This window comes from Citrobacter sp. TBCS-15, from assembly GCF_005280815.1.
GTDB lineage: Bacteria > Pseudomonadota > Gammaproteobacteria > Enterobacterales > Enterobacteriaceae > Citrobacter > Citrobacter werkmanii.
Genome location: NZ_SZWK01000251.1, coordinates 185,496 through 207,592, shown reverse-complemented (window position 1 = coordinate 207,592; position 22,097 = coordinate 185,496). Strand labels below are relative to the sequence as shown.

19 protein-coding genes are annotated in these 22,097 nt (G+C 51.9%); 12 read left to right on the top strand and 7 right to left on the bottom strand.

All coding sequences use genetic code 11. From position 1 onward, the window contains the following. Positions 1–2: 2 nt before the first annotated feature. From dppD to FDW96_RS13815, 3 genes are all read left to right on the top strand, one after another. The gene (gene dppD, locus FDW96_RS13825) at positions 3–986 is read left to right on the top strand and encodes a dipeptide ABC transporter ATP-binding protein (RefSeq protein WP_042311717.1); all 984 of its coding nucleotides are present in this window, start codon (positions 3–5) and stop codon (positions 984–986) included. After that, positions 983–1,987 (top strand): dipeptide ABC transporter ATP-binding subunit DppF, encoded by a 1,005-nt coding sequence (gene dppF, locus FDW96_RS13820; protein WP_079225848.1) that lies wholly within the window; start codon positions 983–985, stop codon positions 1,985–1,987. Before dppD ends, dppF begins: the two co-directional genes overlap by 4 nt. A gap of 176 nt (positions 1,988–2,163) precedes the next feature. Then, positions 2,164–3,366 (top strand): sigma-54-dependent Fis family transcriptional regulator, encoded by a 1,203-nt coding sequence (locus FDW96_RS13815; RefSeq protein WP_042311720.1) that lies wholly within the window; start codon positions 2,164–2,166, stop codon positions 3,364–3,366. 33 nt (positions 3,367–3,399) lie between these two features. On the opposite strand, the gene FDW96_RS13810 is transcribed toward FDW96_RS13815, so the two are convergent. Next, complete coding sequence (locus FDW96_RS13810) at positions 3,400–4,698, bottom strand: aromatic amino acid transport family protein (protein WP_042311726.1); 1,299 nt, start codon at positions 4,696–4,698, stop codon at positions 3,400–3,402. 117 nt (positions 4,699–4,815) lie between these two features. Beyond that, a complete protein-coding gene (megL, locus tag FDW96_RS13805) occupies positions 4,816–6,012 on the bottom strand; it encodes a methionine gamma-lyase (RefSeq protein WP_061380953.1) in 1,197 nt (398 codons plus the stop codon). A gap of 105 nt (positions 6,013–6,117) precedes the next feature. Between megL and FDW96_RS13800 the strand changes: the two genes are divergently transcribed. The 5 genes from FDW96_RS13800 to FDW96_RS13780 all read left to right on the top strand — a co-directional run bounded on the left by FDW96_RS13800 (position 6,118) and on the right by FDW96_RS13780 (position 11,936). Further along, positions 6,118–6,351 carry a hypothetical protein gene (locus FDW96_RS13800; protein WP_137365837.1) on the top strand — a complete coding sequence of 78 codons (234 nt, stop codon included), beginning with the start codon at positions 6,118–6,120 and terminating at the stop codon, positions 6,349–6,351. An 85-nt stretch (positions 6,352–6,436) separates the two neighbouring features. Further along, positions 6,437–6,544 (top strand): type I toxin-antitoxin system toxin Ldr family protein, encoded by a 108-nt coding sequence (locus FDW96_RS13795; protein ID WP_042311730.1) that lies wholly within the window; start codon positions 6,437–6,439, stop codon positions 6,542–6,544. Positions 6,545–6,769: 225 nt separating this feature from the next. Continuing rightward, positions 6,770–8,776, top strand: coding sequence for a biofilm formation regulator HmsP (hmsP, locus tag FDW96_RS13790; protein WP_072014793.1), 2,007 nt, complete (start codon positions 6,770–6,772; stop codon positions 8,774–8,776). A 157-nt stretch (positions 8,777–8,933) separates the two neighbouring features. Beyond that, positions 8,934–10,220, top strand: coding sequence for a C4-dicarboxylate transporter DctC (gene dctA, locus FDW96_RS13785; RefSeq protein WP_006687518.1), 1,287 nt, complete (start codon positions 8,934–8,936; stop codon positions 10,218–10,220). A 222-nt stretch (positions 10,221–10,442) separates the two neighbouring features. Next, the gene (locus FDW96_RS13780) at positions 10,443–11,936 is read left to right on the top strand and encodes a pitrilysin family protein (protein WP_137365836.1); all 1,494 of its coding nucleotides are present in this window, start codon (positions 10,443–10,445) and stop codon (positions 11,934–11,936) included. A gap of 92 nt (positions 11,937–12,028) precedes the next feature. Here FDW96_RS13780 and FDW96_RS13775 read toward each other — a convergent pair whose 3' ends face one another. Next, positions 12,029–12,958 carry a sugar kinase gene (locus FDW96_RS13775; protein ID WP_137365835.1) on the bottom strand — a complete coding sequence of 310 codons (930 nt, stop codon included), beginning with the start codon at positions 12,956–12,958 and terminating at the stop codon, positions 12,029–12,031. A 229-nt stretch (positions 12,959–13,187) separates the two neighbouring features. On the opposite strand from FDW96_RS13775, the gene pdeH reads away from it, so the two are divergent. Both pdeH and FDW96_RS13765 read left to right on the top strand, forming a co-directional pair. Further along, entirely contained in the window at positions 13,188–13,955 is a 768-nt protein-coding gene (pdeH, locus tag FDW96_RS13770; RefSeq protein ID WP_042311746.1) for a cyclic-guanylate-specific phosphodiesterase, read from the top strand. A gap of 77 nt (positions 13,956–14,032) precedes the next feature. Then, the gene (locus tag FDW96_RS13765) at positions 14,033–16,093 is read left to right on the top strand and encodes an AsmA family protein (protein WP_137365834.1); all 2,061 of its coding nucleotides are present in this window, start codon (positions 14,033–14,035) and stop codon (positions 16,091–16,093) included. Between the two features lie 43 nt (positions 16,094–16,136). On the opposite strand, the gene FDW96_RS13760 is transcribed toward FDW96_RS13765, so the two are convergent. From FDW96_RS13760 to FDW96_RS13750, 3 genes are all read right to left on the bottom strand, one after another. Continuing rightward, positions 16,137–17,459 carry an MFS transporter gene (locus FDW96_RS13760; protein ID WP_042311748.1) on the bottom strand — a complete coding sequence of 441 codons (1,323 nt, stop codon included), beginning with the start codon at positions 17,457–17,459 and terminating at the stop codon, positions 16,137–16,139. Positions 17,460–17,808: 349 nt separating this feature from the next. Beyond that, entirely contained in the window at positions 17,809–18,834 is a 1,026-nt protein-coding gene (yhjD, locus tag FDW96_RS13755) for an inner membrane protein YhjD (RefSeq protein WP_042311750.1), read from the bottom strand. A gap of 47 nt (positions 18,835–18,881) precedes the next feature. Next, entirely contained in the window at positions 18,882–19,781 is a 900-nt protein-coding gene (locus FDW96_RS13750; RefSeq protein WP_137365833.1) for a LysR family transcriptional regulator, read from the bottom strand. 119 nt (positions 19,782–19,900) lie between these two features. Here FDW96_RS13750 and FDW96_RS13745 point away from each other — a divergent pair, with 119 nt between their 5' ends. After that, positions 19,901–20,659, top strand: a complete 759-nt coding sequence (locus tag FDW96_RS13745) for an SDR family NAD(P)-dependent oxidoreductase (protein WP_061380957.1) — start codon at positions 19,901–19,903, stop codon at positions 20,657–20,659. Between the two features lie 364 nt (positions 20,660–21,023). Further along, entirely contained in the window at positions 21,024–21,626 is a 603-nt protein-coding gene (locus FDW96_RS13740) for a response regulator transcription factor (protein ID WP_042311756.1), read from the top strand. Positions 21,627–21,644: 18 nt separating this feature from the next. On the opposite strand, the gene FDW96_RS13735 is transcribed toward FDW96_RS13740, so the two are convergent. Next, the gene (locus FDW96_RS13735; RefSeq protein WP_042311758.1) at positions 21,645–21,995 is read right to left on the bottom strand and encodes a glycoside hydrolase family protein; all 351 of its coding nucleotides are present in this window, start codon (positions 21,993–21,995) and stop codon (positions 21,645–21,647) included. Positions 21,996–22,097: the final 102 nt, after the last annotated feature.

Sequence of the window (22,097 nt, the reverse complement as noted above, 5' to 3'; positions counted from 1 at the left end):
AGATGGCGTTATTAAATGTAGATAAATTATCGGTGCACTTCGGCGACGTAGGCTCCGAATTCCGCGCCGTAGACCGCATTAGCTACAGTGTGAACCAGGGTGAAGTGGTTGGCATTGTGGGAGAGTCCGGCTCTGGTAAGTCTGTCAGTTCGCTGGCGATTATGGGGTTGATTGACTACCCTGGCCGTGTGATGGCCGAAAATCTGGAGTTTAACGGTCGTGACCTGAAGCGCATCTCTGAGAAAGAGCGTCGCCAGCTTGTGGGCGCGGAAGTGGCGATGATTTTCCAGGATCCGATGACCAGCCTTAACCCGTGCTACACCGTCGGCTATCAGATTATGGAAGCCATCAAGGTGCATCAGGGCGGCAATAAAAAAACGCGCGTTCAGCGGGCGATTGACCTGCTGACGCTGGTGGGGATCCCCGATCCGGCTTCGCGTCTGGATGTGTATCCGCACCAGTTGTCCGGTGGGATGAGCCAGCGCGTGATGATCGCGATGGCGATTGCCTGTCGTCCGAAGTTGCTGATTGCCGACGAACCGACGACGGCGCTGGACGTGACCATTCAGGCGCAGATCATCGAGCTGCTGCTGGAGTTGCAGCAAAAAGAGAATATGGCGCTGGTTTTGATTACCCACGACCTGGCGCTGGTGGCAGAAGCGGCGCACAAAATCATCGTGATGTACGCCGGGCAAGTCGTAGAAACCGGCGCTGCACAGGATATTTTCCGCGCGCCGCGTCATCCGTATACCCAGGCATTACTACGCGCGTTGCCGGAGTTTGCGCAGGATAAAGCGCGTCTGGCCTCGTTACCGGGTGTGGTCCCAGGTAAATATGACCGACCGACGGGCTGTTTGCTGAACCCGCGCTGTCCGTATGCAACCGACAAATGCCGCGCTGAAGAACCTGAACTGAATCTGCTGGAAGGCGGTCGTCAGTCGAAATGCCACTACCCACTTGATGATGCCGGGAGGCCCACACTATGAGTACGCATGAGGCCACCTTGCAACAGCCGCTGTTGCAGGCTATCGATCTGAAAAAGCACTACCCGGTGAAAAAGGGCATGTTCGCCCCGGAACGCCTGGTAAAAGCGCTGGACGGTGTCTCCTTTACCCTCGAGCGCGGTAAAACGCTGGCGGTGGTAGGTGAGTCCGGCTGTGGAAAATCCACGCTTGGCCGCCTGTTGACGATGATTGAAGTGCCGACCGGCGGTGAGCTGTATTACCAGGGGCAGGATCTGCTCAAGCACGACCCGCAGGCGCAGAAGTTGCGTCGGCAGAAAATCCAGATTGTGTTCCAGAACCCGTACGGTTCTCTGAATCCGCGTAAGAAAGTGGGGCAGATTCTGGAAGAGCCGTTGCTGATCAACTCCACGCTTAGCAAAGAGCAGCGGCGTGAAAAAGCGTTGGCGATGATGGCGAAAGTCGGGCTGAAAACGGAGCACTACGATCGTTACCCGCATATGTTCTCCGGCGGCCAGCGTCAGCGTATCGCGATTGCCCGTGGTCTGATGCTGGACCCGGACGTGGTGATTGCCGACGAACCGGTCTCGGCGCTCGACGTTTCGGTTCGTGCGCAGGTACTGAATCTGATGATGGATTTACAACAGGATCTTGGACTGTCCTACGTTTTTATCTCGCACGACCTGTCGGTGGTGGAGCACATTGCCGATGAAGTGATGGTGATGTATTTAGGCCGCTGCGTGGAAAAAGGGACCAAGGATCAGATCTTCAATAATCCGCGTCATCCGTATACCCAGGCGCTACTCTCTGCCACGCCACGTCTGAACCCGGACGACCGCCGCGAGCGTATCAAACTGACCGGCGAGCTGCCGAGCCCGCTGAATCCGCCGCCGGGCTGTGCGTTCAATGCTCGTTGCCGCCGCCGCTTTGGTCCGTGTACCCAGCTTCAGCCGCAGTTGAAAGACTATGGCGGTCAGCTGGTGGCCTGTTTCGCCGTTGACCAGGATGAAAACCCACAGCGATAAACGTGGGTTATGACCTAATAACCGGAGCCTTGTGCTCCGGTTTTTTTATATTTTGTTTTTACGTCCACAATGTGAGTCCTCTGGCAGAACATTATTCCACAGCGTCTAAAATGTAGTCAGATTCCCTTTTGTCACAGAAATAGCGATTTCGCAGTTGCTAACGATCAGGAGCAAATGTGGTCACGATACGCTGGGATATTAAAACAATTGATCGTCTGTCGATGGTTGAGGATGTCCTGAAGGAATTTTCCTGCTGTGATATCAATATCATCTCCATGAAAGTCACGCCGGGACGGATCCTGATTAAATCCTGGTGCCGCCAGCTGCAGGATATTTCCTGCGTGCAATCCTGTTTAAGCCAGCGCGCCGATATTATTAACGTCGCTTACCTGTGTGAAGAGATAAGTGAACTGTCAACGTCCGAGCCGGAACGCCCGCGCTATTTCTCTGACATTATTTGCAGTAGCCAGAGCATGCGCTTGCTTATCGAAAAGGCGATCAGAATTGCCGACAGCAAATATACCGTTCTGATCCGCGGTGACACGGGAACCGGCAAGGAGTTACTGGCCCGGGCTATCCATAATTCCGGGCAGCGGCGGTTTTATCCGTTTATTCCGGTCAACTGCTCTGCATTACCTGAGTCGTTGATGGAGAGTGAATTCTTCGGCTATGAGAAAGGGGCCTTTAGCGGCGCAGATTGTAAAGGCAAAAAAGGGCTGTTTGAAATGGCTGATAAAGGCACCCTATTTCTCGATGAGTTTGGTGAAATGTCGCTGAGCTTACAGGCTAAATTACTGCGTGTGCTTCAGGATGGTGGGATCCGTCGCGTTGGCGGGGCACAAATTATACCGGTTAATGTACGTATTATTGTGGCGACCAACGCCAATCTGGAAGAGATGGTGGAACAACGTCTGCTGCGTGCCGATCTCTATTATCGCATCAACGTACTTTCACTCACCATTCCTCCTTTAAGGGAGCGTCCGCAGGATATCACTCTGCTTATTCGCCACTTTGTGCAGAAGTACGCGAAGGAATTTCAGCGCCGGATAATCCTGGATAAAGCCTGTTTTGCGGCCTTGCACCATCACGCCTGGCCGGGAAACGTTCGTGAACTGGAAAATACCATTATTCGTCTGATGCTGATGGCGGAATCGGATGTCATTACCCTGGACGAACTGGGAATGGTGAATTTACCCGCGGTTGAGCAAGCCCCAACGGAACGCCCTTTTAAAGAACAGGTTCTTAGTGCTGAGCGTCAGCTCATCGAACAAATGGTCGAAGATAATGTGTCGTCGCGGCATATCGCTAAAGCGTTGGGGGTGTCGCATACGACGGTGTTGAATAAAATTCGCAGCTATCAGTTGGAGAGTGTGAGTTAAGCGCCGCCAGTGGCTGGCGGCGCGTTAGACGGGTTATTCAATCAGCTTCAATAATGGCGACAGGCATAGCAGAATTCCGTACAGCAGGATCAGCCAGGTTTTAACGCCGCGCAATTTCTCCAGTTGCGTTACTTTATAGATCAGGAAAAAAGGAATAATACACGACACAATCCCGTACAGTGGGCTACCCAACTGGAAGAAAACCAGTACCGATACGCGGAACGACACCCAAATAACCAGGGTGATCACAATAAATGTGCAAATACCCAGCGTAAGCACTAACGGATTAATTTTCTCAACGTCAATGACACGACTCAGGACGTTAAGAATAATACCCTTTATCGCCTCATGGAATCCCAGGTAAATACCAAAAAACGCAGTTAATACGGCGAAGATATTCAGTACCGTTGAGGTGATATGAATAATTTGTCCTGGAATAACCTGCGCTGCCAGCGCCAGGGCGGAAATATTTTGTTCAAAGGCCGAAACGGCCTCTTCATGGCTAATCGAAAAGGTAAAAGAGAAGGAGAAAAACAGAATAACAGCAATCAGCGTAATGTAACTGATGCGATGCGTGCGTATCGCCATGCGCGTCGCCAGTACCCGGTCAGCCACCCGTTTGCGATAAGCGATGTTCATTGGGTTTAATACCTGTATAAACACCGCAGAGAAGAAGCAGAACGGGATGGTCAACAGCACGTTGCGAAAGAAAACCGAGGCTTCAGGAAATGCGCTGATATTGCTAAAGTTCCAGTGCGGGACCATCGCAAAACCAAACACGATGATGATCCCCACTTTTACTACTACCATCGGACCGGAGATTTTGAACAGCAGCTTTTCTCCCCCGGAAGCAATGGCGACCAGCACGGCAAAAATGGCAACTTTGTAGATTATTGACTGCGAAAGGTCGGCCTCGGTCAAGCCAAAGGTTTTGATATAAGAGGCACTGTCAAATACTACGGATAAGGAATAAATAAATATACCGTGAATAATCATCAGGAAGTAAATGACGCCAAGAAATACGCCCCAGTTTTTCCCCAAATAATGACTTATAATATCGGTATAGTCATTACAGGTTTCACTTTCTGATAATGTTTTTAAATAAATGTCCTGCACAATATAGGTTGCGGGATAAGCAATAATAAAGGCGACAATAAATACCCAAATACCAGTTAAGCCAATTTGTACCGGCATCAGTACCGTTCCGGCGCCAATTGCCATGCCGATACAGAGTAATACCCAGCCAAAATCGTATTTCGTGAACGGTATTTTTTTTGAGATTGGTACGGCGGTTGCTGTATTGTTGCTTAATTGTAATGTGTTGTCCTGCATAGAACCCCCTGCCCAAAATACACGCTCTCCCCGGAAAAGGATTGCGCGTATAGCCAGACTGTTGTGCCTTGATTCCCAACAGCCTGAACCGATCGGCGTCGGCTCAGGCTGTAGTGGTCAGAATGTTGCCTTTCTGATGGCGTGTTCAAGGTCGTTAATAATATCTTCTGGATCTTCAAGACCCACAGAAAGACGGATAAGCCCGTCGGTAATACCTGCTTTAAGCCGTTCCTCTGGCGCAACGGGCGAATGTGTCATAGACGCTGGGTGCTGAATGAGGGTTTCGGTATCACCGAGACTGACCGCGAGGAGGCACAATTCTACAGAATTGATCATCCGTCTGCCAGCCTCGAGGCCGCCGGCGATTTCGAAGCTAATAATTCCTCCTGGCAGACTCATCTGCCGTTGGCCCAGCTCATACTGCGGATGTGAAGAGAGACCGGGATAATAAACATGGGTGATGGACGGATGTCCTTCCAGGAAGCGGGCGATTTTCATCGCATTTTCGCAGTGACGTTCCATTCGAATGCCCAGTGTTTTAACGCCGCGCAGCGTCAACCAGGCGTTGAACGGACTCATGCAGCCGCCGGTGATATCTTTCAACCCAACAAACCGCGCCTGGTCGATAAACTCCTGCTTGCCGACGATAATGCCGCCAATCACATCCCCGTGACCGTTGATATATTTGGTGACGCTGTGCACCACGATGTCTGCGCCCAGTTGCAAAGGCTGCTGACAGTACGGCGACATAAAGGTGTTATCCACCACCAACACTGCGCCTTGCTGATGGGCAATACCGGCCACCGTTTCAATATCAACCAATGAGAGCGTCGGGTTGGCGGGCGTTTCGATATACACCACTTTGGTTTCCGGGCGCATGGCGGCGCGAATTTCTTCAGGATTCGCCGCATCGACGAAGCTGACGTTAATCCCGAACTTCGGCATGCTGTGTGACAGAAACGCGTGGGTGCAGCCGTAAATTGCGCTGGCTGAAACGATATGGTCACCCTGCTGGCACAATGTCAGCAGCGTTGTGGTGATGGCAGAAATACCGGACGCGGTTGCCAGTCCGGCTTCACCTCTTTCCAGCACCGCCAGCTTTTTCTCCAGCGCATCGGTGGTGGGGTTACCCAAACGAGTATAAATGTACCCGGACTCCTCCAGCGCAAAGCGGGCGGCACCTTGTTCGGCGCTGTCAAACACAAACGTTGAAGTCTGGAAAATAGGCGTACTGAGCGCGCCAGTTGAAGGGTCGGGTTGTTGCCCCGCGTGAACGATCTGGGTGTTGAATCCGTAAGTACGACAGTCAGACATGATATCTCCTTTAATTCGGAACAGAACAGCTCACACTCAAATAGCAATCGCTGTGCCAGAAATTGAATTAATAGATATCAACGAGTTATGTATTTACCTGGGTTGATGGTCGGCAGGAATGTTGCCAACTGGCAAGAATCTTTCCAGCGTCCTGGCGAGAAACGGGTGAAATGCGAGGCGCTACGCAAAGCGGAATATTGCGCGGTGATATGGCGAATGGGCTGCCGTAGAATCAGCGGCAAGCTGGGAATTCCCGGTGAGGCGCAATGTTGCGGGGGCTTGATCCCCGGCGGCATCGGTTGCTGGAAAGAGAAAACCCCCGCACGTTGTTCGGTATAAACCTGGCAACAAAACGGGGGCTAACTTGACTCCAGACAAGTTAAGAATAGCCGCGAACAGTTGCCATTGCAACACAGGCGGCTATATGACGCTCGCACAGTTAGGCGTGGCCTTCTGGCACGATTTAGCGGCTCCGATCATCGCTGGTATTATTGCCAGCCTGATTCTGAGCTGGCTGCGTAACAGGAAGTAATGCTCTTAGTGGGCGTCTGCCTACCGTGATGGCAACATGCGCCCGAACCAGGCCGCAGGGGTGACCTTGCGGCCTTTTTCGGCTTAAATGCAGATAAATCTCGTCGTCAGGTGCCTATCCTGTCGCGATAATGCACGCTGGGAAGTTTTCAGATACCGTCTCTCTTAATACCGCTACGATCGGGTATACTCTGACGGCAGTTTCGTCTATCCGTGGAGAGTCAGTTTGCGTGTCAGTCGCTCGTTAACAATTAAGCAGATGGCAATGGTCGCGGCCGTTGTCATGGTGTTTGTTTTCATTTTTTGCACCGTTTTGTTGTTCCATCTGGTACAGCAGAACCGCTATAACACGGCTACACAACTGGAAAGTATCGCTCGCTCCGTCCGTGAACCTCTTTCCGACACTATCCTGAAAGGGGATATTCCCGAAGCGGAAGCCGTTCTACGCAGTATTCGGCCAGCAGGCGTGGTCAGCCGCGCTGATGTGGTGCTCCCCAATCAGTTTCAGGCGCTGCGGATGAGCTTTATTCCCGAACGCCCGGTTCCCGTTACGGTGACCCGCCTGTTTGAGCTGCCGGTGCAAATTTCGCTGCCGGTCTATTCACTTGAGCGTTCAGCGAACCCACAACCGCTGGCGTATCTGGTGCTGCAGGCGGATTCGTACCGCATGTACAAGTTTGTGATGAGCACTCTCTCAACGTTAGTGACCATTTACTTACTTTTATCGTTAATACTCACGGTAGCCATCTCATGGTGTATTAACCGTTTGATTGTGCATCCATTACGCAAAATCGCTCGTGAGTTGAACGACATTCAACAGCAGGACCTGATTGGCTATCAACTGGCATTACCACGTCTGCATCAGGATGATGAGATTGGTATGCTGGTGCGTAGCTACAACCTCAATCAGCAGCTCATCAAACGCCATAGCGAAGAGCAAAGCGACCATTCGATGCGCTTCCCGGTTTCAGAATTGCCCAACAAATCGTTTTTAATGGGATTGCTGGAGCAGGTAGTGACGCGTCAGCAAACGACGGCGCTGATGATTGTCACCTGTGAAACCCTGCGTGATACCGCGGGCGTGTTAACCGAAACTCAGCGAGAAATCCTGCTGCTCACGCTGGTCGAAAAACTGAAATCCGTATTGGCTCCCAGAATGGTGCTTACCCAGGTGAGCGGCTATGACTTTGCCATCATCGCGCATGGTGTAAAAGAGCCCTGGCATGCTATTACGCTAGGTCAGCAAGTACTCACTATCGTTAATGAGCGGTTACCGATTCAGGGCATTCAACTACGTCCGAACTGCAACATTGGGGTGGCGATGTTTTATGGTGATTTAACCGCAGAGCAACTCTACCGCCGCGCCCTGTCCGCCGTGTTAACGTCGCGTCATAAAGGTAAAAACCAAATTCAGTTCTTTGATCCGTTGCAAATGGAAGAGGCGCAGCAGCGTTTAACCCAGGAAAACGATATTTTAACCGCTATGGATAACCAGCAATTTGCGCTCTGGATGCAGCCCCAGGTAGAGATGTCCAGCGGCAAGGTATTGAGCGCAGAAGCATTATTGCGGATGCAGCAGCCGGACGGTAGCTGGGAGCTTCCGGAAGGGTTAATCGACAGAATTGAGTCTTGTGGTCTGATGGTGACAGTCGGTTATTGGGTGCTGGAAGAAACATGCCGCCAGCTGTCAGCCTGGCAAGAACGCGGTCTGATGCTGCCGCTCTCGGTGAATTTATCCGCTCTCCAGTTGATGCACCCAAGTATGGTGTCTGATCTGCTGGAGTTGTTGACGCGCTATCGCATTAAGCCTGGCACATTGATTCTGGAAGTGACTGAAAGTCGGCATATTGACGATCCCCACGCCGCAGTGACCATTTTGCGACCGCTGCGCAACGCGGGCGTGCGCATCGCGCTGGACGACTTTGGCATGGGGTATGCGGGTCTGCGACAGCTACAGCATATGAAGTCGCTACCGGTGGATGTACTCAAAATCGATAAGATGTTTGTCGATGGTGTGCCCGAAGATTGCAGCATGATCTCCGCTATCATTCAGTTGGCACACAGCCTCAATTTGCAGATGATCGCCGAAGGCGTTGAAACGGAAGCGCAACGCGAATGGTTATCACAAGCCGGGGTGGAAGTGGCGCAAGGCTTCCTGTTTGCCCGACCCGTTCCGGCAAATATCTTTGAAGAACGTTACCTGGCACCGGAAAGCGCTGATTACAAAAGTTAAAAAAGGTCTCGCTTGTGCGAGCCAGCTCAAAATTTTTAACATTTTTGTATCAATTATGATCCAGGTGCATTTCTGTCATGTTGAGTGGGTGTTACTTTAAGGCCGCAGGTTAAACAAAACCTTACAAGACCTGTGGTTTTTACTTTAAGGACACCCTATGAAGACCTCTATATTCAAAAGCCTTTACTTTCAGGTCCTGACAGCAATTGCCATTGGTATTCTCCTTGGCCATTACTACCCTGAATTAGGCGCCCAAATGAAGCCGCTTGGTGATGCTTTCGTTAAGCTCATCAAGATGGTCATCGCACCTGTCATCTTCTGTACTGTCGTGACCGGCATTGCAGGTATGGAAAGTATGAAAGCAGTAGGCCGCACCGGTGCGGTTGCACTGCTCTATTTTGAAATTGTCAGTACGATTGCGCTGATCATCGGCCTTATCATCGTCAACGTGGTGCAACCCGGTGCCGGGATGAACGTCGATCCGGCAACGCTGGATGCCAAAGCGGTAGCGATTTACGCCGAACAGGCAAAAGACCAGGGGATCGTAGGTTTCCTGATGGACATTATCCCTGCGAGCGTCATTGGCGCGTTTGCCAGCGGTAACATCCTGCAGGTATTGCTGTTTGCGGTAATGTTTGGTTTTGCTCTGCATCGTCTGGGCAGCAAAGGCCAGATGATCTTCAACGTAATTGAAAGCTTCTCGCAGGTTATTTTCGGCATCATCAATATGATCATGCGCCTGGCGCCGATCGGTGCTTTCGGTGCCATGGCCTTTACCATCGGTAAATATGGCGTCGGAACGCTGGTGCAACTGGGGCAGCTGATAATCTGCTTCTACATCACCTGTATTCTGTTTGTGGTTCTTGTACTGGGCTCCATTGCTCGCGCGACTGGCTTTAGCATCTTCAAATTCATCCGCTATATCCGTGAAGAGTTGCTGATCGTACTGGGTACATCTTCTTCTGAATCCGCACTGCCGCGTATGCTCGATAAAATGGAGAAACTGGGCTGTCGGAAGTCGGTTGTCGGGTTGGTTATACCCACGGGGTACTCGTTTAACCTTGATGGGACATCCATCTATCTGACGATGGCGGCGGTGTTTATCGCTCAGGCCACCAACAGTCACATGGATATCTTCCATCAGATAACCCTGCTGGTGGTGCTCCTGCTCTCCTCGAAAGGCGCAGCGGGTGTGACCGGGAGTGGCTTCATTGTTCTGGCCGCGACTATCTCTGCGGTGGGGCATTTACCGGTCGCTGGCCTGGCGCTGATTCTCGGTATTGACCGCTTTATGTCTGAAGCCCGTGCGCTGACCAACCTGATTGGTAACGGTGTTGCAACCGTCGTTGTGGCTAAATGGGTGAAAGAACTGGATACCAAAAAGCTGGATGACACGCTGAATAATCGTGCGCCGGATGGCAAAACGCACGATTTATCCTCTTAATCTCGTCACTTATGCCCGTAGTCCCTTCCAGGACTGCGGGTGTTTGCGCATAATTACCCCCTGTGCCTGAAACCGTCGATTCGGCGGCGTCGGGATTTTTTCACTTCCTCCGTGACATTTTCATGTTCTTGCGGTCTAACACGAAGTGTTTTTAACGTCATATTCAGAGAGCCCTTTCGCGGGCTGTCTTTTTATTACCAGGATAGTTGATCAGGGGTTCACATGCAGGGCACAAAAATTCGACTTTTAGCGGGCGGCTTGCTGATGATGGCCGCTGCCGGCTATGTGCAGGCAGATGCGCTCCAGCCTGACCCGGCGTGGCAACAGGGCACGCTGGCAAATGGTTTACAGTGGCAAGTGTTAGCCACTCCCCAGCGCCCCAGCGACCGTATTGAGGTTCGCCTGCTGGTCAATACCGGTTCACTCACCGAAAGTACGCAACAGAGTGGTTTCAGCCATGCGATCCCGCGTATCGCGCTGACGCAAAGCGGTGGCCTTGATGCCACGCAAGCCCGTTCATTATGGCAGCAGGGGTTCGATCCCAAACGTCCCATGCCGCCCGTTATCGTTTCCTATGATTCCACGCTATATAACCTCAGTCTGCCTAACAGCCGTAACGATCTGCTGAAAGAGTCACTTTCTTACCTGGCGAATATTTCCGGCAATCTGAGCATCACCCCTGAAACGATCAACCACGCGCTGAGTAGCGAAGATATGGTCGCAACCTGGCCGTCCGATACCAAAGAGGGGTGGTGGCGCTACCGTCTGAAGGGCTCAACCCTGTTGGGGCACGATCCAGCCGATCCGCTGAAAACGCCTGTCGACGCCACGAAAATCCAGTCCTTCTACCAGAAATGGTATACCCCGGACGCGATGACGCTGATTATCGTTGGTAATGTAGATGCGCGCAGCGTAGCTGAGCAAATCAACAAAACCTTTGGCGAGTTAAAAGGAAAACGCGAAACACCTGCGCCGGTGCCGACGCTCTCGCCGCTGCGTGCGGAAGCCGTGAGCATTATGACCGATGCGGTACGTCAGGATCGCCTTTCCATCATGTGGGACACGCCGTGGCAGCCAATCCGTGAATCCGCCGCGCTGTTACGCTACTGGCGAGCTGATTTAGCCCGTGAAGCGCTGTTCTGGCATATTCAGCAGGAACTGACCAAAAACAATGCCAAAGATATCGGCCTTGGATTTGATTGTCGGGTCCTGTTCCTGCGTGCCCAGTGCGCTATCAACGTGGAGTCGCCGAACGATAAGCTGAACGCGAACCTCGGTACGGTTGCGCGTGAGTTGGCGAAAGTGCGTGACAAGGGACTGCCGGAAGAAGAGTTCAATGCGCTGGTGGCGCAAAAGAATCTGGAACTGCAGAAACTGTTTGCCACCTATGGCCGTACCGATACGGATATTTTGATCAGCCAGCGTTTGCGCTCGCTGCAAAATCAGGTGGTGGATATCGCGCCTGAACAGTATCAGCGTTTACGCCAGAGCTTCCTCAACAGTCTGAACGTTGAGATGCTGAATCAGGATCTGCGCCAGCAACTGTCGCAAGATATGGCGTTAATTCTGCTGCAGCCGAAGGGGGAGCCTGAATTCAATATGAAGGAACTGCAGGCGACGTGGGATAGCATTATGGCACCCATTACCGCAGCGGCAACGCCGGTAGAAACGGATGAGTCACATTCTGAAGTGACGGATATCCCGCCGGTACAGTAACCTCCAGGCCGGATAAGGCGGTTACGCCGCCATCCGGCCTTGGGTGGGTAGGCCGGGGGCGCTTCGCTTGCCCGGCCTACAAGAACAACACGTTATTGCGGCATAGCGTCGCGTGGGATAATCGCCCCGCGATGCTGAATCACCGTGCTTGCCGTCAGGTGACCGCGTTTTGCGGCATCGGCGGCATCGCCACCGGTCAGACGTACCGCCAGATACCCTGCGCTGAAGGAATCTCCCGCAGCGGTGGTATCAATCACTTTCTCTTTCGGCAATTTAACGGCCGGGACGTCGATCAGCGCTTCGCCCTCGATAGAAACCAGGCAAGAATCTGCGCCGCGCTTCACCACGACTTCCTGAACACCAGCCGCGTGCGTACGGGCAATTACCTCGGCTACAGGTCTTTCACCCCACAACGCGTCCTCATCATCCAGCGTCAGGAACGCGATATTAGTGCATTCCAGCATCTGCTGATAAACCTGCTGCGTTTCTTCTTTGCTGCTCCACAGGCGTGGACGGTAGTTATTGTCAAAAATGACTTTTCCACCGTTAGCGCGGCATTCACGCAGTAACGTCAGCAGTTTGTTACGGCTGGCCGGGCTTAAAATCGCCAGGCTGATTCCGCTCAGATACAAATAGTCAAACGTCGCCAGCTCTTCGCAAATAGCGGCGGACTGTTCGCTCTCCAGCCAGAATTTTGCTGCGGCTTCATTACGCCAGTAATAGAAGGTACGCTCGCCGGTGCTATCGGTCTCAATGTAGTAGAGTCCCGGCAGGCGGTTTTCCATACGCTGGGTTAATGAGGTGTCAACATTTTCACTCTGCCAGGATTCGAGCATTTGTTGGCTGAAACTGTCAGTACCCAGTGCAGTCACATAGTGTACGGAAAGTGCCGCCGCATCGACCTGGCGGGCGATATAAACGGATGTATTCAACGTGTCGCCACCGAATCCGCGCTGAACGTCAGCGCCTTTCTGTGACAGCTCAATCATGCATTCGCCAATCACGGCAATCTTTCTGGACATAGTCGTAACCTGCTCTGAAAAAAATTAGCGTTAGTGTGCGCTGTGGGTGTTAAGTGGTCAACTATATTAAAACAACGTTCCATTATTTTTTTGAGCCAGCACGTGTTCTGCGCTGTTTTTGCCGCTTAGTTTTTATTTTGCCTGCGGCGGAACGTAAAGTTCTGCGCCCGAGCGCCGATAACCTTTGACGAGTCCGGTCAGTCACACTCTTATTTACAGGACATCTTTGATGATAAAGCAGGTTACCCAGCAGCTCATTACGCCCGATGCGAGTATCGAAAGCTTGCAGGCGAGACGCTATTGGCTGCAGTGCGAGCGTGCTTACACCTATCAGCCGATTTACCAGACTGATGGACGGCTGATGGCCGTTGAACTGTTGACCGTCGTGAGCCATCCTGCTAACCCTGCCCAACGTATTGCGCCAGATCGCTATTTTGCTGAAGTGGCCGTCCGACACCGTATAGAGGTCGTGAAAGAGCAGCTTCTGCAGCTTGAGCTGAAAGGTGACTTTTTCAGAACCAATAACCTGCTGGCATCAGTGAATGTCGATGGCCCAACGCTGATTGCAATGCGCCAGGATCCTGAAATCCTGAAAATCATCGAATGCCTGCCCTGGCTGCGTTTTGAGCTGGTGGAGCATATCCGCCTGCCGAAGGGATCGTCGTTCGCCTCAATGTGCGAGTTTGGTCCACTCTGGCTGGATGACTTTGGTACCGGAATGGCGAACTTCTCGGCCCTGAGCGAAGTGAGTTACGACTATATTAAAGTGGCGCGGGATCTGTTTGTCATGCTGCGTCAGACGCCGGAAGGCCGCAATCTCTTCACGCTGTTGTTACAGCTGATGAACCGCTATTGCCGCGGGGTGATTGTTGAAGGTGTTGAAACACTTGAAGAGTGGCGTGATGTGCAAAACTCACCGGCTTTCGCGGCGCAAGGCTATTTTCTTTCTCGTCCAGTACCTCTGGACACCCTCGAAGAGGTGATCCTGTCGCTTTGATTCGGATGTAACGTCCCTCATTTTGCCCTGCTGGACTATCTTTAGGACAGGCAAGGAAGGAAGTGAGGACGCTAACTATGACAAAAGCAGGCAAAATAACCGTATCAATATCAGGGGTTTTCTTGTTGTTGATCGTCGTATTCATCATTGTGATTGCGACATTTGACTGGAACCGGCTCAAACCGACCATCAACCAGAAAGTCTCTACAGAACTCAACCGGCCCTTCGCCATACGGGGCGATCTGGGGGTGGTTTGGGAGCGCCAGAAGCAGGAAACCGGCTGGCGTAGCTGGGTTCCGTGGCCGCACGTTCATGCCGAGGATATTATCCTTGGCAACCCGCCAGAGATTCCCGACGTCACCATGGTGCATCTTCCTCGCGTGGAAGCCACGCTCGCGCCACTGGCATTACTGACAAAAACCGTCTGGCTACCGTGGGTCAAGCTGGTAAAGCCTGATGCGCGCCTTATCCGTCTGTCGGAGAAAAACAATAACTGGACCTTTACCCTCGCAGAAGACGAAAACCGCGATCCTAATGCGCCGCCATCCGCGTGGTCTTTCCGGCTGGATAATATTCTCTTCGATCAAGGGCGCATCGCTATTAACGATAAGGTGACCCGCTCGGAGCTTGAGATCCTGGTCGATCCGCTGGGTAAGCCATTGCCTTTTAGCGAAGTGACGGGCGCAAAAAGTAAAGAGAGTCAAAGCCGCGTTGAGGATTACGTATTTGGTTTGCAGGCCAAAGGACGCTATAACGACGAACCGCTAAGCGGTAGCGGAAAAATAGGTGGGATGCTGGCGCTGAGGGGCGAAGGAACCCCTTTCCCGGTGCAGGCTGATTTCCGTTCGGGCAATACGCGGGTAGCATTTACCGGTACGGTAAATGACCCGATGAATATGGGCGGCGTGGATCTGCGGCTTAAATTCTCGGGTGATTCGCTAGGGGATTTGTACGATTTGACGGGGGTGCTGCTCCCGGATACGCCGCCATTTGAAACCGACGGGCGTCTGGTGGCGAAAATTGACCCGGAAAAATCCTCCGTTTTTGATTACCGCGATTTTAATGGTCGCATTGGCGACAGCGATATTCATGGAACGCTAACTTATACTACCGGTAAGCCGCGTCCGAAACTGGAAGGGGACGTCGAATCACGCCAGCTGAGACTGGCTGATTTGGGACCGCTGATTGGTGTGGATTCGGGTAAAGGCGCGGAAAAGGCCAAACAATCTGAACAGCGCAAAGGTGAGAAGAGCGTCCAGCCTGCCGATAAAGTCTTACCGTATGACCGCTTCGAAACTGACAAATGGAATGTTATGGATGCTGACGTACGTTTCAAAGGTCGACGCATTGAGCACGGCAGCAGCCTACCGATTAGCGATCTCTCCACCCATATCATCCTGAAAAATGCCGACCTGCGCCTGCAGCCGCTGAAATTTGGCCTGGCGGGAGGCAGCATTGTTTCCAGAATCCATCTGGAAGGGGATAAAAAGCCGATGCGCGGGCAGGCGGACATTCAGGCTCGCCGCCTGAAACTAAAAGAGCTCATGCCGGATGTAGAACTGATGCAGAAAACGCTCGGTGAAATGAACGGTGACGCTAAATTTAGCGGCAGTGGAAACTCGGTGGCCGCGCTGTTGGGGAACAGCAATGGCAACCTGAAGCTGCTGATGAACGATGGCTTAATCAGCCGGAATCTGATGGAAATTGTGGGGTTAAATCTGGGTAACTATCTCGTTGGTCAGATATTTGGTGACGACGAGGTTCGCGTAAACTGCGCGGCGGCGAATCTGGATATCGTTAACGGCGTGGCGCGTCCGCAGATCTTTGCTTTTGATACGGAAAATGCGGTGATCAATGTGATCGGGACCGCGAGTTTTGCGTCTGAGCAACTGGATTTAACCATCGATCCGGAGAGCAAAGGTATTCGTATTATTACGCTGCGTTCGCCGCTGTATGTTCGCGGGACCTTCAAGAACCCGCAGGCAGGCGTAAAAGCTGGGCCATTGATTGCGCGTGGTGCGGTTGCCGCCGCATTAGCCACGTTAGTCACCCCAGCGGCGGCACTGTTGGCGCTGATTTCCCCTTCCGAAGGTGAAACCAATCAGTGCCGGACGATACTGTCGCAAATGAAGAAGTGATGTCAGGCCGGATGCGGTGTTTACGCCGCATCCGGCAAAAGAATCACAATGACTGATGACGGGTCTCATGGGTTAACAGCAGCGCGATCAATGTTAACGCCGCCATCGACGCCAGATACGTTCCTACCGCTGCCAGACCGTAGTTCGCCTGCAGCCATGCGGCAATATAAGGGGCAACGGAAGCGCCAAGAATCGACGAAACGTTATACGAGAATGAGGCGCCCGTGTAGCGAACCTCGGTTGGGAACAGCTCCGGCAGCAATGCGCCCATTGGACCAAATGTCAGTCCCATCAGACTTAAACCCAGCAGCAGGAAAGCGAACACCAGTGCCGGATTGCCTGAGCCGAGCAGCGGTTTAAAGGCAAACAGCGCAAACAGAATGATAAGCGTGGTGATGATGAGCATGCTTTTGCGGCGACCAAATGCGTCGGCCAGCAGCCCCGCTACAGGCACCATAACGCCAAAGCCAATTACCGCCATCATCAGCATCCACAACACTTCATTACGCGGCAGGCCAAGCCCTACAGGCGCAGCGGCTGTACTGAACGTCATTGAATAGACGGTCATGATATAGAACAGCGTATAGGTCGCCAGCATGATGAACGTACCGAGGATCGTTACGCGAACATGTTTTGTCAGTAAGGTACCCAGCGGGATTTTCACCTGTTTTTTCGCCGCAGCCACTTTGGCGAAGACCGGGGACTCATGCAATGAAACGCGAACGTACAGGCCGATGATCACCAGTACCGCAGAGAAGATGAACGGTACGCGCCAGCCCCAGCTCATAAACTGTTCATCGGTCAGCAGCCAGGAAAGCATCAGGAAGGTGCCGTTGGCGAAGAAAAAGCCGATAGGTGCGCCCAGTTGCGGGAATGACCCGTACAGTGCGCGTTTACGCGGCGGCGCGTTTTCCGTTGCCAGCAACGCCGCGCCGCCCCACTCACCGCCCAGACCTAAGCCCTGACCAAAACGAGCGAGCGCCAGCAGCAACGGGGCGAAAATGCCGATAGTTTCATAGCCCGGCAGCAGGCCAATGACAACCGTTGAAATCCCCATGGTAAGCAGTGATGCAACCAGCGTGACTTTACGGCCTACGCGATCGCCGAAATGGCCGAACACTGCGGAGCCGATTGGCCGGGCCACAAAAGCGATAGCGAAGGTGGCGAGGGACTGCAGCGTAGCCGCGGTCGGATCTCCCTGCGGGAAGAAAATATGGGGGAACACGATCACCGCGGCGGTCGCGTAGATATAGAAGTCGAAGAACTCAATGGCGGTACCAATGAGTGAGGCGACGACGACTTTATTGCGCGAGTTGACCGGGGTGTGTTCCTGTTCGTTGTCGAGTGTTGTGGCTGTTGCTTGCATAATATTTTCTTATTTTTGGCCGAACGAAAGGCCATATTACGCACAGCAAAAGCGATATTTCAATCTGTAACAAACCCTGTGATTGAGCAAAAAGAGAGCAAAAAGGGAATAATATTTATGCTGGAGATTTCACTTCCATGAAATGCTTCACATAATTTAAAACTTAGATGATAAAACTGGTTTTTGGTTAAATAAAAGTTACGAGTTGGATTTATTCACTAAATCAGTAAGAGCAGGCGGCATTATAATTGCCGGATGGCGCTGCGCTTATCCGGCCTACAAACTCACCCGTAGGCCGGATAAGACGCGTGCGTCGCCATCCGGCAATTCACAACTAATCCGGCAGTGGCTATTGAGTTTTCCCCGGCATTCGCGGGTCATCTTTGTATTCCGCTGTCGCAATCCAGGCGGCGCAAAACAGCGTCAGACGAGCGAAGAAGTAGAAGAACGCCATCAGTCCAAGCACGGAACCAAACGCCGCGCCTGACGGCGATTGCACCAATGATGGCAGCGTGTAGGTCATGATCATTTTGATAACTTCAAACCCCAGCGCCGCGATAAACGTACCGCGAATAAGTGCTTTCTTACGTGGCCGGTGACGCGGCAGTCGCCAGAAAATCCAGAAGAAAAGTAAATAGTTGGCGAAAATAGAGATGGTCAGGCCGATCAGGCGCCAGGCGGGCTTCAGCCATTCGATGCCGTCGAGATACAGCGCAGAGATAATCATCTGCTGGGCGGAACCGGCGATAGAAGTAATGGACAGGGTGACAATCAGCGCAATCAGCAAACCAATCAATGAGACAAAATCTCGCAGGTATTTTACCCAAATTTTTTCCTGATCCTGCGGTGTACGCTCCCAGACATCTCGCGACTGGGCACGAATCGCTTCTCTCAGATTGCCCATCCAGTTAATCCCAGAATAAAGGGCGATCCCAAGCCCGACCAGACCCACGGTGGTTCGCTGCTGAACGGCGGTGTTAATGGTGTTTTTCAGCGTGGAGGCGAGCGTCGGGTCGCTGACATTAAGCAGAATCTTGCCGAAGATATCCTGTAACAGCGTAGGGTGCGAGGCGAGAATAAAACCGGCGGCGGCAAATGACACCATCAGGATAGGGATCATCGACAGGAACGAGAAGTAGGTGATAGCGGCGCCAAACTGGTTTCCCATGCGGTCATTAAAACGCTCTGCGGCTCGAATCATATGGGCGATGACGGGCTGACGTTGAATTTTATCGGCGAGGGTCAGGGCTGTTTGCAATGCCTGGTTGGTTGTACCGTTGGTTTCTGTTTTTTCACGCTCCTGGGTCTCAATTTTTGGGATCGGTGCGTGCTCAAGTTCCTGAATGGGGCGTTTTATCTCTTTTTCCTGCGTCATCAGGCCAGTATTCCTTGTTCTGTTCATTCTCAGGACAGTATAGCTTGTCAGTCAACATAGTCTTTCATTACGCCGGTCAGCCATTCCATAAACAGATGAACCCGGCGGGAGAGGTTGCGGCGATGCGGATACAACAGAGAAACCGGCATTGGCGCGGCACGATACTGCGGTAATACCTCGACCAGCGTACCGGTGCGCAGGGCGTCGCGTACGCCGACGCGTGGCACCTGAATAATGCCCAGGCCGGCAAGGCACGCGGCATGATAGGTTTCCGTGCTGTTCACCGTCAGCATGCCGCCGGTTTTAACCCATTGAGTACCGTTGTCTGTCGCCACTTCGAAACCTTGCGCACGGTTTCCCAGGTTCACTGAGTAATGCACCACCGCATGCGAGGCTAAATCTTCCAGGCTTTCCGGGTAGCCAAAGCGGGCCAGATATTTTGGGCTGGCGCAGTTAATCTGCGTGAGTTTCCCCAGCGGACGGGCAATCAGCCCTGAATCTTTCAGCGTACCGACGCGTACCACGCAGTCGAAACCTTCGCGGATCAAGTCCACCAGACGGTCGCTGCTGCTGAGTTCGAGTTCAAGTCCCGGATATTGATGCAAGAAGGCTGTCAGGCGGGGCATCACCAGATTTCTCGCAACGCCCACCGGCATATCCACGCGCAGCTTGCCGCTGATGCTGGCCGGATCGTGATGAAATAGCCCATCCAGTTCATCCAGATTACTTAACAGATCTTTCGCGCGTTCATAATAGATCATGCCGTCTTGTGTGAGCTGGACGCGTCGGGTGGTGCGGTGCAACAGCTGCGTGCCAAGATGATTTTCCAGGGCCTGGATTTGTCGCGATACGCTACCTTTAGGTAGTCCAAGGGTGTCCGCCGCACGCGAAAAACTCTCCAGTTCTGCGACGCGGATGAACAACTGCATTGCGTGAATTTTATCCATTCCCATGCCCTATTGTTGTTCTGTACGAAACAGTAATGCGTAGTTAGCGGTATTTATTGTTTTTTTACCACCTAATAAGCTTTGTCTCAATCTTCACTACACAAGAAATGAGGTTTCTTATGACGCAACGTATCGCATTGGTGACCGGCGGCGGTCGTGGACTCGGTAAAAACGCCGCGCTTAAGCTGGCGGGCAAAGGAATTGGTATCATCCTGACGTGGAACAGCAATGAAAAAGAAGCGCAGCAGGTTGTGGATGAAATTCGCCAATCTGGCGGTAAAGCCGCGGCATTGCCGTTGAATGTCGGGGATATTTCAACATTCCCTCAGTTTATAAAACAGGTGCAGAAAACCTTACAGGCCCAGTGGCAAAGCGACACCTTTGATTATTTATTGAACAACGCCGGGGTTGGTATTAATGCGCCGTATCCGGCGTTCACCGAAGCGCAATTTGATCAACTTTTGAATATTCACTTTAAAGGTCCATTCTTCCTGACGCAGAATCTTTTACCGCTGATGAATCAAGGCGGCAGGATCCTCAATGTTTCAACCGGGCTCGCGCGCTTTGCATTGCCGGGTTACAGCGCATACGCGGCCATGAAAGGGGCGATGGAAGTGTTAACCCGTTATCAGGCAAAAGAGCTGGGAGAGCGCGGAATTACCGCCAATATTATTGCCCCCGGCGCGATAGAAACGGATTTTAGCGGTGGAAATGTGCGGGATAACGCGCAACTGAATGCGTACATTGCATCGCAAACTGCGTTGGGGCGCGTTGGTTTGCCGGATGATATCGGTGACGCGATTGCCGCATTGCTCAGCGATGAGCTGGCCTGGATGACGGCGCAGCGTATTGAGGTCTCCGGCGGGATGTTCCTGTAATCCATAGTGTCTTATTCAGCCAGATATTGGCTGAATAAGCATTTAATGCGATGTTGTATTTTGTAACACATTTGGCTGATAGTATGGATTCCTTATTTTTCGCCACAAATATAGACTGCGTTTAATTAATTTTAATTTGATGGATATAAACGTCAGAATATAAGAATTTACTTAATATGTGTCGCTGTTTTTGTTCCTTTGTGTGATTCTGTTGATTGAGCTGTAACTAATCATAATTTCTGCTTCTTTCTTCTGCGACTATCGGTAGAATAGCCCTCCGCCAAATGGTGACTTCTTATTTTACCCTATGGGTTATACCCTTCCGCGCGCTAAGGCTAATATCTTATTCAGACGGAGATAAATAATGCAGTTAATAATGTTTGACAGGCAGTCAATATTTATTCATGGAATGAATGTAAGTTTACAGCAACGTATTCCAGGAGTGAATGTTCAGGGTGTCAGTCAGGCAGATGATCTGTGGCAGAAACTGGAAGACAACCCTGATGCGCTGGTAATGCTGGATGGCGATCTTGATGCTGAGTTCTGCCGCAGCTTGCTACAACAGATCGCGCAGCGCTATGCGGCGGCAAAAGTGCTGGTAACAGTAACGGATTGCCGTAAAAGATGGCTACAGGAGGTCACGCAATTAAACGTGCTGGCCATTGTTCCACGTGACTCTGACGCGGAAACCTTCACACTGGCGCTCAATAGTGTCGCGATGGGCATGATGTTTATCCCCAGAGACTGTATTACAGCGACTGAGAGTAGCAGACAAAATATAAAATCGCTCAGTGCGCGTCAGCGGGAGATTCTGACGATGCTGGCCGCGGGCGAATCGAATAAACAAATTGGTCGACTGTTAAATATCAGTACCGGAACGGTAAAAGCCCATCTTGAATCGCTTTATCAGCGCCTGGAGGTAAAAAACCGTACCCAGGCGGCAATGATGTTAAACGACGCCATTTAATGGCCGCAAATTTCACAGTCAGAACACTTCTGGCTGTGAAATCGCCACAGGCCAAATTTCTGCAGCGCTAAATCGAGTTATTCCCACGCTGAATATCCACGTAATTAATGCTTCCAGTTGAAACCGATCTTTTATTTGCGGTCTTTTCTCATGTATGAACCCCTCGCAGAGATGCAGATCGGCGAGCAGAAGTGATTCTGCCTGCATTAGCGTAATGGGAGTATCAAAGGTTTCTTCTGCGGCAATTTCATGCCCGTAACCTATCACCCAAACCCCATTTTTATCCTGATACTTTTCCAGCGACAGGCCTTGCCATTGCTTAATAAATGCGACACAGGCGGGTGTGAAATGCGTCGAACGGAGCGGCATAAGACTCTCTGAACAAAGAGATATATTTTAAGAAATCCACTCTGTTACGCCAGTTGCCATGTGGCCAGTTTTTACAGCAAAACGCCTTATGGCATTGGCGGC